This window comes from Salinivibrio sp. HTSP (assembly GCF_003390965.1).
Classification (GTDB): Bacteria; Pseudomonadota; Gammaproteobacteria; order Enterobacterales; family Vibrionaceae; genus Salinivibrio; species Salinivibrio kushneri.
Genome location: NZ_PXUD01000013.1, coordinates 1 through 14,641, shown reverse-complemented (window position 1 = coordinate 14,641; position 14,641 = coordinate 1). Strand labels below are relative to the sequence as shown.

Here is a 14,641-nt window from a genome sequence, read left to right as displayed (position 1 = left end):
CATCGCTGAATCACTTCACTGCCTCTTTTTTACTGCGCATCACGCAACGACGCCGCCGCGGTGCGTTTTAGCATGCGATAAACAGGCCAAGCCCCTGCGACCATAAGCGCCAACATGGACAGCCCGATGGTGGTGGCATAGCTTATCGGGAAGAAGCTCATGGTCATGGTCCACCCGAACGATGCTTTCAGGACAACATGGATCAACATGCCCGCCAGCACAAGCCCCAACGGGATAGCAATTAGCGCACTGGTGAGACCAAGCAGCACCAATTGCCCTCCGCCGAGCGCTATAAGCTCACGCCCTGACAGACCAAGGTAACGTAGCAAGCTATATTGCCGTTGGCGCGACAGCTCGGTCGCCAAGGTGGAAAAGAACAACCCACATACCGCGACAACCAACATCAGTGCACACAAGCTTTCCGTCACAGTAAAGGTACGATCAAAGATACGCATTGCATAACGCATAATATCCGCTTGGTTTTGCACCTGCCCAGTGGTCAGCGAAAAACGGTGATTGATGCGATCAACAAACTGCTCGGTTTGCGTGTCCTGATTGAGGATCACTGCCAGCGATGATCGGCCCTGCTTTAGCCATTGTCCGGCATCACTACGGGTAGACACTACTAGCTGGCCATAGGGGTTGCCATAATCGTAATAAATCCCAGCAACCTGCCAGTGCTCGCCCATTGGGGCGGAAAGATTGATGCTCTCTCCCACGCCAACGCCAAATTTAGCCGCTAACGCTTCACTGAGTAATACCGTGCGCGCTTGATGTAATTGCGCCCAATAATCAGGCTGAGCCGCCTTCATCGCCAACGTTTGTTTCTCAGACGGACGGTTTCCTACCGACAGCACTTCAAGCCGCCCTTGGTTTGCCGTCAGCTCACGCCGATACGTGGTCCAAAATTGCGCCACGTCTTTATTTTTTACCAACCATGTTTCCATCTCCGCGAGAGCAGCATGGCTCGGCCTAACATAAACGTCCGCTGCCAAGCGTTGTTGCAGCCAAGTCTCAGTGCTGGTGCGAAAGCTACCGACCATGGTTTCCATACCAATATGTGCCGAAACCGCGAGCATAAACGCCATCGCCGCCACACCACGGTAACTTAAACTTGCCGCGGCATCGGTGAAAAACCATCGCCATCGCGCGCCCGCATACACTGCTGCACTGGTATGAAACAGCCAGCCACACAAATAAGGCAGCGCTAAAGCAGCACTTAGCATGGTAAAGGCAATCAAGGTAAACCCTTGCCATTGACTCGTCTCCCAATACGACACGCCCCACGCCGCCACGCCAAGCAACACCGCTAAAATAGCCTGTACGGCATATTCTCGATGTGTACCACGCATCAGGGTCATCCGTTGCGATAAGCGCCCCGGGGAGGTGTTGACTAAGCGCACCAAAGGCCAAGCGGACGCCATCGCCGCCCCTAAAATAGCAAGCAGTAAACTGTAGAGCCCCCATTGCCACTGCCAATGCATCACTAAATTAATGTCTGCGCCGTACAAATCAGACAAGGTCGTGGCGACCGCGGGAAGTAATTGGTTGGCAAGTAACATACCCAGGACGTTGCCACTGACCACGCCGAGTAGCACCCAAAGCAACAACTCTGTTGACATGACAGCTGAGAGTTGGCGTCCATCAACGCCAAGCTGCCGCAAGGTTCCGACCAAGGGCTGACGCTGGGTCATGGAAAGGGAAATCGCCTGATAAAAAATAAACAGTCCCACCACAAAAGCCAATAACCCCATCGCGAGCAAATTTAAGTGAAAAGCACGGGTGAGTGGGCCAAGTTGGGTTGATTGGGTTTTGGTCAACGTCAAGGCTGAGGGTAACGCTTCGCGAATCGTTTGTCGCTCCGCTTGAGACAAATCGCCGCATAACACCTCGGTAAACCCAGTACGCGCAGAGAGATGACGCAGTAGCGCCATATCAGCCACCAAGTAAGTGCCCATACTCAGCGCATCATTATCGATAATACGTAAAGGGCCGATCGGCGGGTAATCTAGCAAATCAATCATTTGCCCCTCTTCCCAGCCTTTATGTTCAGCCATGGCCTCTCCCACATAGACAGGATAAGGCATTGAGATCGCATCCATAGGGGACAATGAGGGGGCTCCATCTGCTCGCTGATTGGCGATAAATGGCAGCATCGCGATAGTATCCACCCCCATCAGATGGATGTCACTAAGTGACGGTGTCACAACATCGAGACGATCAATCGGCACACATTGGGTTAAGCCTTGACGGCGCAAGCCAATGTAAAAGGCATGCGGCACGCGTTGTGTTCGCTCGGTATGATGAATGCTAAAAGGATAAGGGTTACTAAAAAGCTGTTCACCTTGGCGATAGCTTTGCTGCGCATGTTGGTTTATCGATAACACGCCAACCAGCAAAGAGACACCCAGGGTTAACCCAAGCCAGACGAGAAAGACTTGAAAGGGATGGCGACGATAATGCCCCCATAAAGCGCTAGCGACGGGCCCGAACACTGAGCACGCCTCCTTGTAGCCCTACACTACCCTGCAAATAGCTAGCCACGGTATCACTGTGTGTCACCAGCAACAGCCCGGCCTCCTGCTGACTGGTTAGTGTGATAAGCAAACGCATCACCGCGTCCGCATTGCGCTCATCCAAACTCCCCGTTGGCTCATCGGCAAGTAGCAGTTTAGGCGACATATATAACGCGCGTGCGATGGCGGCGCGCTGCTGCTGACCACCAGACACCTCTTCTGGGTAACGATTGAGCAACGGCATTAAATCAAGCTGAGAAACAATTTGTCGCCACAGACAACTGTCTTCTTTCAAGCCTTTTAGTTGGCGACAGAAACGAATGTTATCCGCAATAGAGAGGGTGGGAAGCAGATTAAATTGCTGGAAGATCAAGCCGATGTTTTGGCGTCGAAACTGCGTGCGTGCCCCCTCGCTCAATCGATGAAGAGGGGTATCGTCAAACCAGATCTCACCGCTATCGGGTTTATCCAGCCCCGCAATCACATTTAACAAGGTACTTTTACCCGACCCACTCTCGCCCATCAACGCCAGTTGACTGGTCGACGACAGCGACATCGCGGCGCCTTGCAGCACAGGATGGAAGTCGCTCCCATCCTGATAACCTTTACACAGCCCTTTAATTGCTAACATGCCAATGCACACCCTTATAGTGTCTTAAAACAGCAATAAACGAGAACTAGGTCACACTGTTTGATTAATTTGGCAATGTACCCCAATTAAGAGGCTGAGAAAAGCGTTAAAAACGGTGGGCAGCTTCCCAATTTCTTTTTCGCCGATCCTTAGCCGTCATTAACAAGATTATTGAGCCAAACGCCTGACTTCACCCGAATCAAAGACCCAACCCATTTGACTACTTCTTCCACTCCCAAAAGCGCATAAACCCAATAAACCGGCCACTCAAAGACCACCGCAGCGGTCAATACCACAGGAATACCAATTAGCCACTGTGCAACAAAATCTTGTCCCAGGCAGTAGCGCACATCACCCCCAGCACGCAGTACCCCAACGATCATTGCCATGGGGATGGTTTTCACCACAATCAACGCACACATCGCCCAGTAAAAGTAAGCCGTGATCTGTGCCGTCTCGCCCGTTAATGCAGGGAAGAAACTCAACACCCAGGGCTGAATCATCAGCATCACGCAGGCAATCGCCACACCGGCGAGAAAATTAAATATCGCCACCTGCCAGGCTTGGTGATAAGCGGTGTCCGTTTGTTGGGCTCCCAAGTTATTACCGACCAACACCGCCGCTGCATTGGCTGTACCAATCAAAAACGACAGTGAGAGTGACTCGACGGGAGTGATAACCGCAATAGCAGCTAGGCCGGCTTCGTTAACATGACCGATAATCGCGTGGTAAACGAACATACCGGACGACCACATTAAAAAGTTAAACGCCGTTGGCAACGAAAGCGACAAAAACCGCTTTACTGCCACAAGCGTCAGCGAGGCTTTCCAATCAGATAACGAGAAGGCAACCAGATGTTGGCGACGATATAGATAAGCATACAAAGCGACAACTTCGACGATACCACTCAGGACGGTAGCAACCGCTGCCCCTTTCGAACCCAGCTCAGGCGCGCCCAGATTACCGAAGATAAAAACCCAGTTGAGCACCACGTTGACACTGATCCCGACCCCGCTAAAAAAGGTGCTAATGCCTGGCTTGTGCATGGCACGAAGCCCGGCAGCCAGCCCTGAGACACTGGCCAAACAAAACAGTGATAAGCCAGCTATTTGTAAGTAATCTTTCCCCAACGCAATAACAGTAGGATTGTCACTGGCAAACCCCACAATGACATCCGCATAAGCCCAGAAGACAAACGCACTTAACGCCGCCGTGGCATTGGTTAAAGTCACCGTTAGCGCCGTTTTTTCACGAAAACCTTGTCGATCCCCCGCGCCCCAATATTGCGCCACCAACATAGAGCCGCCGGTCATGGCACCAAGGATCAGTAAGGAGGAGACAAACATCGCTTTACCGGCAATACCAATGGCGGCGACATCCGCTTCACTTAATTGTCCCACCATTAAGATATCGACCAAACTGCGGCTCGAAAACATCATGGTTTGTAGTGCAATCGGTACGGCAATTAACAGCAAACGCTTTAAAAACACAGGATCAAAGAAAGGACGGGAAAGTACGCTCACAAGAGACTCCAGCTTAGAGGGGACCGATGTAGTTTACGTGCCTTTAAAACAGAAAAAAACGCCCGAGAGCGTTTTCTTATCTGCGAATCAATGCCGATTAGCGCGGCATCACCATTAAGCCATCGGCTTGATTGTTGGGCCAAATACGGTACTCAGCATGGTATTTGACGATCGATTTATAAGCCGTCACCCTCGTCGGTGCTATCCATGCCTGATGCGCCCATTGTATTACCTCGGCTTCTGGCCCTCGGACATACACGCTCAGTGCTGAAGCCAAGTGCTGATCATCATCAAAAGCCGATTGCATCGCGTCTGGGCACACGGCCATTGAATGCTGCCCACCTGATATAATTTTCACTTTTCGATCAATCGTATCTTGCGTATGCACGCACCACCCCGCGTCAATTGCACAATCAACCCACTGTTGCAATTGCTGTTTGTGCACTGGCTTGACGGGCTCACCGACGGGAAACCACTCGGCATACACTTGTTGAATTTGACCAAACTCGGTGTCTAACCCGGCTTGGGTCCCGGCACTGCGGGCGCGCTGGATCCAGCGTTGTAAGTCCGCTTTGACACTGTGATGAAAACGTTGTCGCTTCACCGCTTGCGCCACCCAACGACCAAGAAACGCCTCACGCGCATGGGGCGCATCGGCCACTTTTTTGGCGGCGATCGCTGCCGAGAGATCGTCATAGGCAGCGGCCATCACAGTTTGAATTTCGGTGACATAACTCATGGTTCTTTGCTTGCTAATAGCCAATAGAAAGCGGCAGAGAGTATCGCACAAAGGGCTATCGCGCCAACCATGCCCCACGGCGTACCATCAGAGGCAACCGCCACACCCGCACCGACCAACGAGCCGATACCAAACCGCATCGTCCCCGCCAATGAAGAAGCCGTTCCCGCCATTTGCGGATAGCAAGCCAACAAACACGCCATGCTGTTGCTGCCGATAGTTGAAATCACGCCAACGTACATCATCACTGGAATCACGGTGCCCCAAAGCCCAATATCTAACCATTGGAACGCGGCAATGGCTATCCCAGCCACCAGCTGTAAGCCTAACCCTAGGCGAAGCATCCAATGCGAGCCCATTTTGCGCACCAAACGGCCATTAATAAAGGTCATCACAATCAGACAGACAATGTTTAACGCAAACAAGTAGCCAAACATCTTCGCGCTGACGCCATAATAATCAATGTAAACAAATGAGCCTGCGGTCAAAAAAGAGAACATCCCAGCAAAGGAAAACCCGGAACAAAAGATCATGCCCACAGCAAACGGTGTTTTCAGCATACGGGCATAGTTACGCAGTGACGCACCAATACGCATCGGCGGCCGATTGTGTTTAGGTAAGGTTTCAGGGATCCGGACAATAATGCAAAGCGTCACAAAGCACGCCCATCCGGCCAGCACCCAAAAAATTGCGCGCCAGTCAAACCAGGTCAGCAAATAACCACCAATCATCGGGGCAGCTAAAGGCGCAATCGTCATGACCAAGGTGATGAACGACATAGTCCGCGCAAACTCCTCGCGCTCAAACATATCACGGACCAAGGCTTGGATAATGACGGCGGCAGCGGCTCCGGCAAACCCTTGCGTTGCACGTACAACGGTCAGTACGTCTATATCTTGAGCCATCGCACTGACCACGGCACAAATGAAAAATAGTGCCACACCGGCCAGCATCACCGGTTTGCGGCCATAACTATCAGAGATCGGGCCATGAAAAAGCTGTCCAATCGCAAAGCCGGCCGTGTACGCGACCAAGGTTGATTTCACCGCACTGCTGGGTGCATTTAAGTCCGCGGCAATCGCTGGCATGGCTGGGAGGTACATATCAATCGCCAACGGCGTCAGCGCCGCAATCGCGCCAAGCACCAAGATCAAAAGCCAGCTTAATTGCGTCGGGGACGACGTGACAGCCGATGATTGCGACATAACTCTCCTTAACGTAAAAGACAGGAAAAAAGGAAATAACGTGAGCTTGGTCAAAGTGTAACAATTTATTGTGTCGCCGTGGGAAATAATGTCTTTCTTTTTATCACACCATCGTCACACTCCCCCCTCAGGCTGAAGGCAAAAAAAAGCACAGCCCATGCTGTGCTTACCGTTGCTTAACGAGAACCTGCAATGACGAAGCGAGCCAGTCACCTGCGTTAACCCAGTAACGCGATCTCTTCGTCTGTTAATGGACGATATTCACCCGGCTCTAGGTGTTCGTCTAATACCAAGTTACCGATGGATTCTCGATGCAGCGCGTCGACCTTATTGCCCACCGCCGCAAACATACGTTTTACTTGATGATACTTGCCCTCTTGAATGGTGAGCAGAGCCTCGTAATCACCCACTTTCTCTAGGGTTGCCGGTAGCGTGGGTTGCTTCTCGCCTCGTAGCATCACCCCTTCTTTAAACGCAGGAGCAGTCTCAGGACTAATCGGATCAACCAGCCACACACGATAGGTTTTAGAGCACTGATGCTTGGGTGAGGTAATACGATGTGACCACTGACCGTCATCAGTCAATAGCAACAGCCCGGTTGTATCCGCATCCAAGCGACCCGCAATGTGCAGCTTCTCCGCATTGACTTCATCCAGTAATACAAACACCGTCGGATTAAACGCATCCTCATGCGAGCACACCACGCCAGCAGGCTTGTGCATCATAAAATAGCGCGGGCCTGATAACGTCAGCGGTCGTCCCTCAAACGCCACCTCTTCATGCTCGTTCACTTTGACGGCCCCCGACTTGATCACCTCACCATCAACCGTCACCAGTTCGCTTTTAAGCACACGCCCTGCTTGCTTGCGTGTCACCCCTAGGGTTTCACATAAAAATTTATCTAATCGCATATTACCGCTTATTGCACCTTTGTTTGCCGCGGATTATACGTCACATTGCGGCTCAGACACAGATCAAGTTTTACGAGATCTGACGGAAAAACAGGCCGTGATGGGATAAACTGGGTGTCATTGTCCACGTGATGGACAGATGACAATGCAAGCAAAACCCAACGCTTTTTGCTGAGACGCCGAGTCTGTCACAACCTGCCAATCAAAATATTGTTGGTGATTGAGCGTGCCAGCTTGGCGAGTATGATACGGTCGTCTTGACCAATCAGTGATATAGAAGGAAACACCATGATTGTCTCTCTTCGCCGCCCCGACGCCGATGCCTTTGAAACCTTATTGACGCTGTCACACGAACAGCACGACCACGAAGCGCTGCCTTTTGATCGTACTCCCGTCGCGGCCACCTTCAGCACCTTGCTCTCACAGCCAGAGCGTGGTGATGTTTTTCTGATTGATGTTGAGCATGAGGGAGAAACCGAAACCATTGGCTTTTTAGTCGTCGCCTATAGCTTCAGCGTGGAAAACGGGGGGAGCGTCGGTGTGATAGATCAATTCTTTATCCAACACAGCTGGCGACGGCAAGGCGTGGGGTCGCAAGTGATCCCACACGTGGAAGCGCGAGCCAAAGAAAAAGAATGCGTGGCCGTCATCCTTGAGGTCAATATTGGTAACAAAGGCGCTCGGCTTTTCTATGAGCAGTTCGATTACCAGCCTCGCCGCCAGCACTGCATTATGACAAAACGACTTTAATTCTGTACCTGACGTCACAAGTCAGTAAACTAAACGGCCTCACTTAGGCCGTTTTTTCATTATGTATACCCTACGTCCCTATCAATCTGACGCGGTGAAGGCCGTGCTGCATTATTTTCGCCGCCATGCGTCTCCTGCTGTCGCCGTGTTGCCGACCGGTGCGGGAAAAAGCTTGGTGATCGCAGAACTTGCGCGTATCGCCAAAGGCCGAGTACTGGTGCTTGCCCACGTTAAAGAGCTCGTCGAACAAAATCATGCCAAATATGAAGGCTATGGATTAACGGGGGGGATCTTTTCCGCTGGACTCGGCCGTAAAGAGTCTCACGACAAAGTGGTTTTCGCCTCCGTTCAATCGGTGGTGCGAAATCTGGATGCCTTTGCCGATCAGTTTTCCTTACTGGTCATTGACGAGTGCCATCGTGTGCCTGATAACCAAGACAGCAGTTATCGCCGCGTGATTGCGCATCTGCAAACGGTCAACCCTGGCCTCAAAGTGTTGGGGCTCACAGCCACCCCTTACCGGCTTGGACAAGGGTGGATATATCAGTACCACACCAGTGGCAAGGTGCGCACCACAGAGACACGCTTTTTTCGCGATTGCGTGTTCGAACTGCCGATAAGTCACTTGCTTGATGAGGGCTTTCTTACCCCTGCCCATGTCTTGGATGCGCCATTACTGAGCTATGACTTTTCTCAGGTTTCTCGCACTGCAAACGGCTATTACCGCGAAGCCGATCTAGAAAAAGTGGTGGCCAACGCCCCTCGTGCAACCCCGCAAATTGTCGAACAAATTGTTGACTATGCACGGGAAAGGCAAGGGGTGATGATCTTTGCCGCCACGGTGAATCATGCGCGAGAAGTCTTGTCTTATTTACCAGCGCAAACATCCGCGCTGATCGTGAGTGACACGCCCAGCACAGAGCGCGATCGCTTGATCACTGCGTTCAAGCAAAAAGCACTGAAATATCTAGTGAACGTGTCAGTCCTGACCACCGGTTTTGATGCGCCTCATGTAGACTTGATAGCGATTTTACGCCCCACTGAATCGGTCAGTCTCTATCAGCAAATAGCCGGGCGTGGCCTTCGCCTCGCGCCAGGAAAGCAAGATTGTTTGATTCTCGACTACGCCGGTAATGTCTACGACTTGTACCAACCAGAAATAGGCATGCCCAAACCTGATAGTGACAGCGAGCTGGTGACGATCCCCTGCCCCGCATGCGGGTTTAATAACAGCTTTTGGGGCAAACTGGACGACAATGGCTTTTTGATTGAACACTATGGCCGCCAGTGCCAAGGCTATTTTGAGGATGAAGATGGCGAACGCGAGATCTGTGGTTACCGCTTTCGCGCCAAGTTTTGCGATGAGTGCGGCGCCGATAACGACATTGCCGCGCGTCGCTGTCACCAATGCGATGCCCCTTTGATTGACCCCGATAAGAAATTGCGAGAGGCACTCAAATTGAAAGATGCGCTGGTCATGGCGTGTAACGACATGACACTGACCGCCGGAAAAAACCGCTATCAAAAACCACAACTTAAAGTGACCTATCACACCCACGAGGGCAACGATTTACACGAGGTGTGGCCGCTGGCCAGCAAAAAACAAAAACAAGACTTCCTGGCACGATTTGTCCGACCACACCTGGTCGATCGCCACCGCCCATTCGACGCCACCGCCCCGACAAAAGTGACCGCGTCACAGCATCGATTTCGTCCGCCTGACTTCGTGATTGCGCGTAAACAAGGCCGGTTCTGGCACCTGCGCCAGAAAATCTTTGATGTGGAGAACTTTATTAGCCAAGACAGGCTAACGGCCCTGTTAGCGCAAAGCCGAGGGCAAGCTTTCGCCGAATCCGACGCGAGTTGAACGCACTGAGGGTCAATCCATAAACGATTCCACGAGAAAAGGCACACTGTGGGCGGCTTGGGCACTGATGCCCCCACCGATAAGGCTTGTTTTAGCGGCCAAGCGGTGCTAATATCCGCGTTCGTTTTTGGGTACTGAGTTAGGTCGCTACGCTCAGTACTGTGTTTTCACTCTAAAGAGAGTTATTAATTATGTTTAAGTTCGAAGCTGAAGTACGTACAGAAAAGGGTAAAGGTGCGAGCCGCCGCCTACGTCATCAGAAGAAATTCCCTGCGATCGTTTACGGTGGCAATCAAGAGCCTGTATCAATCGCACTTGACCACCCAGTGGTTGTTAACCAAATGGACAAGCCTGAGTTCTACGAAGGCATCATCCTGGTTATCGATGGCCAAGAAGTAAAAGTTAAGCCACAAGACATCCAGCGCCACGCGTTCAAGCCAAAAGTTGAGCACATGGACTTCATCCGCATCTAATCGCCCTGCGATCATGATGAGATGAGAGAAGGCGCCTTAACGGCGCCTTTTTTGTTTTTATTAACTGCTCGTGTAGCGTAAAAATCAACTTCGTGTGTCATATTACCGTCATAATTAGAGACCTTGATCACTAAAAAGAGAATGAAATTAATAGCAGTATTCCACTTTGCCTACCCAGTTAGTTAGTATAGCCACCCTTTCAATACACACGTTATGTTTCACTATGAAAAACAATATCTTTCTTGTGGCGTTAATATCGCTAACTCTTGCGCTGACTGGCTGCTCAGCGACCAATACTCTCGTTAAAAAGCGTAATCTTGAAGTTCAGACAAAAATGAGTAACACCGTTTTCTTGGACCCAGTAGCTCCATCAAAACGAACAGTATTTCTGCAAGTTCGAAATACCTCTGACAAGCCTAATCTTGATATTAAATCTAGTATCAAAGAAAAAATTGAAAGCCGCGGATATAAAGTCCTTGAGGACCCTAGTAAGACTCATTACATGATCCAAGCCAATATTCTGCAAGTTGGTAAAGCTGACTTACGTGACAGCGAAAACTTTTTGTCACAAGGGTTTGGTAGTGCTGTTGGTGGCGCACTGGCTGGCGCGCAGTTTGGCGGTGGTTCAGCACGAGGAGCTACGTCATTAGCAGGAGCTGCAGTTGGACTAGTAGCAGATGCACTCGTTGAAGATGTATATTACTCAATGATCACCGATTTACAGATCTCTGAAAGAGCGTCAGATGGTGTTGTTGTGACTGAGGCTTTGGACTCTCAACTCGCTCAGGGTTCTACTAGCAAAAAGGTAGTGACGTCCACGGAGAAGACACAGTGGAAAAGATATCAGACTCGTATTCTCTCCACCGCAAATAAGGTTAACCTAGAATTTGCTGAGGCAGAGCCTGAGCTTAAGAAAGGATTAACCCAATCAATTAGTGGTTTGTTATAAGTAGCTCTAATGCGCTCTTTCTAAGGGCGCATTCGATTATATCAAGCAGTATTCGCCTCTCTTCTTTACAGTGATTTCTACCTCGTCATCTTCTTCACGAACACCACCACAAAAAGTGCCATGGTAAAGCTGCCTAGAAACGCCTCAAAGGCGGCGATAAAACGGGCAAAGCCAGACGGCGTAATGTCCCCGTAACCTAAGGTGGTAAAGGTCACCACACTAAAATATAACGCATTCAGCAGCTCATAAAAGCGAGCCTCTACGCCAGCAAGGTCAGGATAAATCGGGTTGGCTTGCGTGGTGCCAAGCGCGAAATACGCCAGCGCACAAGAGACAATCACTAACACGGAAAAAATCACTACCCGTAGCGGATCTTCGCCGTAACCACAAAACAAATCAACCGTTTTCGACAGAGCGCGCTGAAAACTGAACGTTGGCATTTGATAGCGACGAAAACGCATTTCCTTTTTAAAAAAATAACCCGCCACATCAAACAGTCCTTGTTTTTCACACTGCTTACGAATGTTTCGGCATACCTCTTCCGACTCTTGGAACAGAGACTGACGCCGAGACGGATCCTTTTCCAAAAAGGCCAACCGCTCTTGCTTAAATTGCTCGCCCCAATCGACATTTTCAAGCCCCGTGCGCGCCATATCTGCACCCAATAAATTACTACCATCAAGGTGCGTACAGTTAAGGTTGGCGCGCAGCAAATTGGCTTTCATTAGCGACGCATTGCGTAAATCTAAGCCAAAGCAATGCGCTTCGGTTAAATTCGCACGATAAAAATCCGCACCTTGGCAAGAGTACCCTTGCTTATTGCCACGATTGACCAAATGAATATCCGTCAAGTTGGTACGCGCCAGCTGAAAACCATCGAGTGGCCGGCCCGAAGCCGCCCACGCTTCCACATCCGCTTTGACATCGTGATGCCGCTTATCAACATTCGGATCATGCCAATAGCAAAGACCGGACTCACCCGCTTGCTGATCACATTGCCATCCATTACGCGCTTTAAAACCACACACTTTACCGCTCATCGCTCACCCTCCTATTATTATTTTAGAAAGGACATGCCAACTCGCCAGCAAAAGTGACGTTCAATCAAGGAAGAAGGAAAGCCAATCACTAAGATGAGAGATCGTCGTTTGGCTCATCAAACAAGGAAGGTTGGTAAGGCAGGGGCTCAGCACCCAAAGCGGCGTCTTGCGCTTGTTTTCTTTTCGCACGTAAGATGCGCAGATAGCGCTGATGGCAAAGGCGGACAACATTACGTTTTTGCTCATTGGTGAAGTCATACCAATAAAAGCGCTCGTCGCGACTGCGTAAGCACCCTTTACAGTACCCTTTATTGTTCACCTGACAGATGCCTTTGCACGGACTCGGCACCTCGAAAAAATCGAGCTGTTCCACGTCATCCTCCCTGCTGATTCTTTTATTCAAGCGGGTGGACAGCAAAATTGCAAATTTAGATTAAAACAAGCCCAGTTGCGGCAAGGCTAAGGTATCAAACTCTTTGCCAATAAAAGGCAAAATACCGTCGGCAATCGGCTTAAGCTGTTTATCGATATAGTGCTGATAGTCAATTGGACTACGCAGGTAATCACAAGGTTCGGGGCCATTGACCGTGATCACGTATTCTATCCAACCACCACGCTGATACTGCGCAGGCCGCCCCCGTTTCTGGTTTTCGCTCTCTGCCATCCGCGCCGCGCGCACGTGCGGTGGCACATTTTTTTGATACTCCGCCAAGGGTCGGCGAAGCCGTTTGCGATAGACCAATGCATCGTCATGCTCACCTTGGTTGGTACGCTCGACAATTTCACGAATAAACCCGTCTACCTCGTCGCCATCAAACACACGTTGGTATAACTGTTTTTGGAAGGTTTGTGCCAATGGCGTCCAATCGGTACGAACGGTTTCTAACCCTTTAAACACCAACCTCGATTCGCCAGACTGTCTGTCTATTACGCGGCCGGCGTAGCGCTTTTTACTGCCCGTTTCCTGACCGCGAATGGTGGGCATGAGAAAGCGTTGGTAATGGGTTTCGTATTCAATGTCTAACGCCGAGTCCAAACCGTATGTGTCACTAAGGTGTGCTTGCCACCAACCATTCACCTCACTCACCAAGTGCTGCCCGATCTGATCAGCTTGCTCGCTCGACTTCTCGCCCCCTAAAGAGACAAACGTCGAGTCCGTATCGCCATAAATGACCTCAAAGCCTTGCGCCTCAATCAATTCACGGGTGGTTTTCATGATTTCGTGACCACGCATGGTGATCGACGATGCCAAACGATGATCAAAAAACCGACACCCTTGTGAGCCCAGCACCCCATAGAAGGAATTCATAATAATTTTTATCGCTTGTGAAAAGGCTTTTTCGCCGGCTTTTTTGGCCCGATCGCGAGCTTGCCATAAATCATCAATCAAGGCAGGAAGGTAATGCTTTTCTCGGTGAAAGACGCCGCCACGGAAGCCAGATACCGTCTTTGCCTCTTCACCCGTTTCTTGTGCTTTTAATCCCTCGATAAGCCCCAGCGGATCGATAAGAAAGGTACGAATAATAGAGGGGTACAGGGATTTGAAATCCAAAACCAATACCGAGTGGTACAGCCCCGGCTTAGAGTCCATCACGTAACCGCCAGGGCTTGCGATCCACCCCTCACTGGCAAGATTCGGCGCCACATACCCCGAACGATGCAAACGTGGCAAGAACAAATTGGTAAAGGCCGCCACCGACCCCCCAACACGATCAAGCTCTACCCCTGTTAACCGTGATCGCTCAATAAGAAAATCCAGTAAATGGGTGTGAGCAAATATGCGGTTGACTAATACACAGTCTTGTAAGTTGTAGGTCGCCAGTGCCACTTTGTCGTGATGAAACATGCGATTGATGGAGGCCATGCGATCATGGGGATTATCAATCGCTTTTCCCTCTCCCAATAACGTTTGTGCAACCGCCTCTAGCGCCCATGAACGAAACCCATAAGTCGCGGTTTTTAGTGCGTCGATACCATCAATCACCACCCGCCCCGACAAACTGATAAAGCCAGGTTTATTGCTCCCCCCATCCCGCC

The 14,641-nt window shown here is 50.6% G+C and carries 13 protein-coding genes; 4 read left to right on the top strand and 9 right to left on the bottom strand.

Translation table 11 applies throughout. The features are described 5' to 3' along the window. Positions 1-29: 29 nt before the first annotated feature. From C7A19_RS02755 to rsuA, 6 genes are all read right to left on the bottom strand, one after another. Positions 30-2,495: an ABC transporter permease gene (locus tag C7A19_RS02755; RefSeq protein ID WP_116644098.1), complete on the bottom strand. Its 2,466-nt coding sequence runs from the start codon at positions 2,493-2,495 to the stop codon at positions 30-32. Continuing rightward, positions 2,476-3,147, bottom strand: coding sequence for an ABC transporter ATP-binding protein (locus tag C7A19_RS02750; RefSeq protein WP_069362451.1), 672 nt, complete (start codon positions 3,145-3,147; stop codon positions 2,476-2,478). The genes C7A19_RS02755 and C7A19_RS02750 overlap by 20 nt, the downstream gene beginning before the upstream one ends. Before the next feature lie 149 nt (positions 3,148-3,296). Then, complete coding sequence (locus C7A19_RS02745) at positions 3,297-4,670, bottom strand: MATE family efflux transporter (RefSeq protein WP_235614249.1); 1,374 nt, start codon at positions 4,668-4,670, stop codon at positions 3,297-3,299. Positions 4,671-4,767: 97 nt separating this feature from the next. Continuing rightward, entirely contained in the window at positions 4,768-5,409 is a 642-nt protein-coding gene (locus C7A19_RS02740) for a DUF2913 family protein (protein WP_116644097.1), read from the bottom strand. Beyond that, positions 5,406-6,614: a Bcr/CflA family multidrug efflux MFS transporter gene (locus C7A19_RS02735; RefSeq protein ID WP_077459511.1), complete on the bottom strand. Its 1,209-nt coding sequence runs from the start codon at positions 6,612-6,614 to the stop codon at positions 5,406-5,408. Before C7A19_RS02735 ends, C7A19_RS02740 begins: the two co-directional genes overlap by 4 nt. Before the next feature lie 218 nt (positions 6,615-6,832). Next, on the bottom strand, positions 6,833-7,525 hold the full coding sequence (gene rsuA / locus C7A19_RS02730; protein ID WP_069362455.1) for a 16S rRNA pseudouridine(516) synthase RsuA: 693 nt from the start codon (positions 7,523-7,525) through the stop codon (positions 6,833-6,835). Positions 7,526-7,813: 288 nt separating this feature from the next. On the opposite strand from rsuA, the gene C7A19_RS02725 reads away from it, so the two are divergent. From C7A19_RS02725 to C7A19_RS02710, 4 genes are all read left to right on the top strand, one after another. Further along, positions 7,814-8,275, top strand: coding sequence for a GNAT family N-acetyltransferase (locus C7A19_RS02725; RefSeq protein WP_069362456.1), 462 nt, complete (start codon positions 7,814-7,816; stop codon positions 8,273-8,275). 61 nt (positions 8,276-8,336) lie between these two features. Then, on the top strand, positions 8,337-10,142 hold the full coding sequence (locus tag C7A19_RS02720) for a DEAD/DEAH box helicase (protein WP_116644096.1): 1,806 nt from the start codon (positions 8,337-8,339) through the stop codon (positions 10,140-10,142). Between the two features lie 191 nt (positions 10,143-10,333). After that, positions 10,334-10,615: a 50S ribosomal protein L25 gene (gene rplY / locus C7A19_RS02715; protein WP_046073181.1), complete on the top strand. Its 282-nt coding sequence runs from the start codon at positions 10,334-10,336 to the stop codon at positions 10,613-10,615. A gap of 223 nt (positions 10,616-10,838) precedes the next feature. After that, a complete protein-coding gene (locus C7A19_RS02710) occupies positions 10,839-11,564 on the top strand; it encodes a complement resistance protein TraT (protein WP_077523036.1) in 726 nt (241 codons plus the stop codon). Positions 11,565-11,641: 77 nt separating this feature from the next. Here the strand turns inward: C7A19_RS02710 and C7A19_RS02705 are convergent, their stop codons facing one another. The 3 genes from C7A19_RS02705 to C7A19_RS02695 all read right to left on the bottom strand — a co-directional run. Further along, positions 11,642-12,604, bottom strand: a complete 963-nt coding sequence (locus tag C7A19_RS02705; protein WP_116644095.1) for an ion channel — start codon at positions 12,602-12,604, stop codon at positions 11,642-11,644. A gap of 88 nt (positions 12,605-12,692) precedes the next feature. Then, entirely contained in the window at positions 12,693-12,977 is a 285-nt protein-coding gene (locus tag C7A19_RS02700; protein ID WP_116644094.1) for a DUF1289 domain-containing protein, read from the bottom strand. Between the two features lie 60 nt (positions 12,978-13,037). Beyond that, a partial coding sequence (locus C7A19_RS02695) for a DNA polymerase II (RefSeq protein ID WP_116644093.1) occupies positions 13,038-14,641 on the bottom strand: 1,604 nt, incomplete at its 5' end.

Excerpts from the sequence above, each read along its gene's own strand:
- C7A19_RS02750 (WP_069362451.1), bottom strand. The coding sequence starts at position 3,147 with ATGTTAGCAATTAAAGGGCTGTGTAAAGGTTATCAGGATGGGAGCGAC.
- C7A19_RS02740 (WP_116644097.1), bottom strand. The coding sequence starts at position 5,409 with ATGAGTTATGTCACCGAAATTCAAACTGTGATGGCCGCTGCCTATGAC.
- C7A19_RS02735 (WP_077459511.1), bottom strand. The coding sequence starts at position 6,614 with ATGTCGCAATCATCGGCTGTCACGTCGTCCCCGACGCAATTAAGCTGG.
- rsuA (WP_069362455.1), bottom strand. The coding sequence starts at position 7,525 with ATGCGATTAGATAAATTTTTATGTGAAACCCTAGGGGTGACACGCAAG.
- C7A19_RS02725 (WP_069362456.1), top strand. The coding sequence starts at position 7,814 with ATGATTGTCTCTCTTCGCCGCCCCGACGCCGATGCCTTTGAAACCTTA.
- C7A19_RS02720 (WP_116644096.1), top strand. The coding sequence starts at position 8,337 with ATGTATACCCTACGTCCCTATCAATCTGACGCGGTGAAGGCCGTGCTG.
- rplY (WP_046073181.1), top strand. The coding sequence starts at position 10,334 with ATGTTTAAGTTCGAAGCTGAAGTACGTACAGAAAAGGGTAAAGGTGCG.
- C7A19_RS02710 (WP_077523036.1), top strand. The coding sequence starts at position 10,839 with ATGAAAAACAATATCTTTCTTGTGGCGTTAATATCGCTAACTCTTGCG.
- C7A19_RS02705 (WP_116644095.1), bottom strand. The coding sequence starts at position 12,604 with ATGAGCGGTAAAGTGTGTGGTTTTAAAGCGCGTAATGGATGGCAATGT.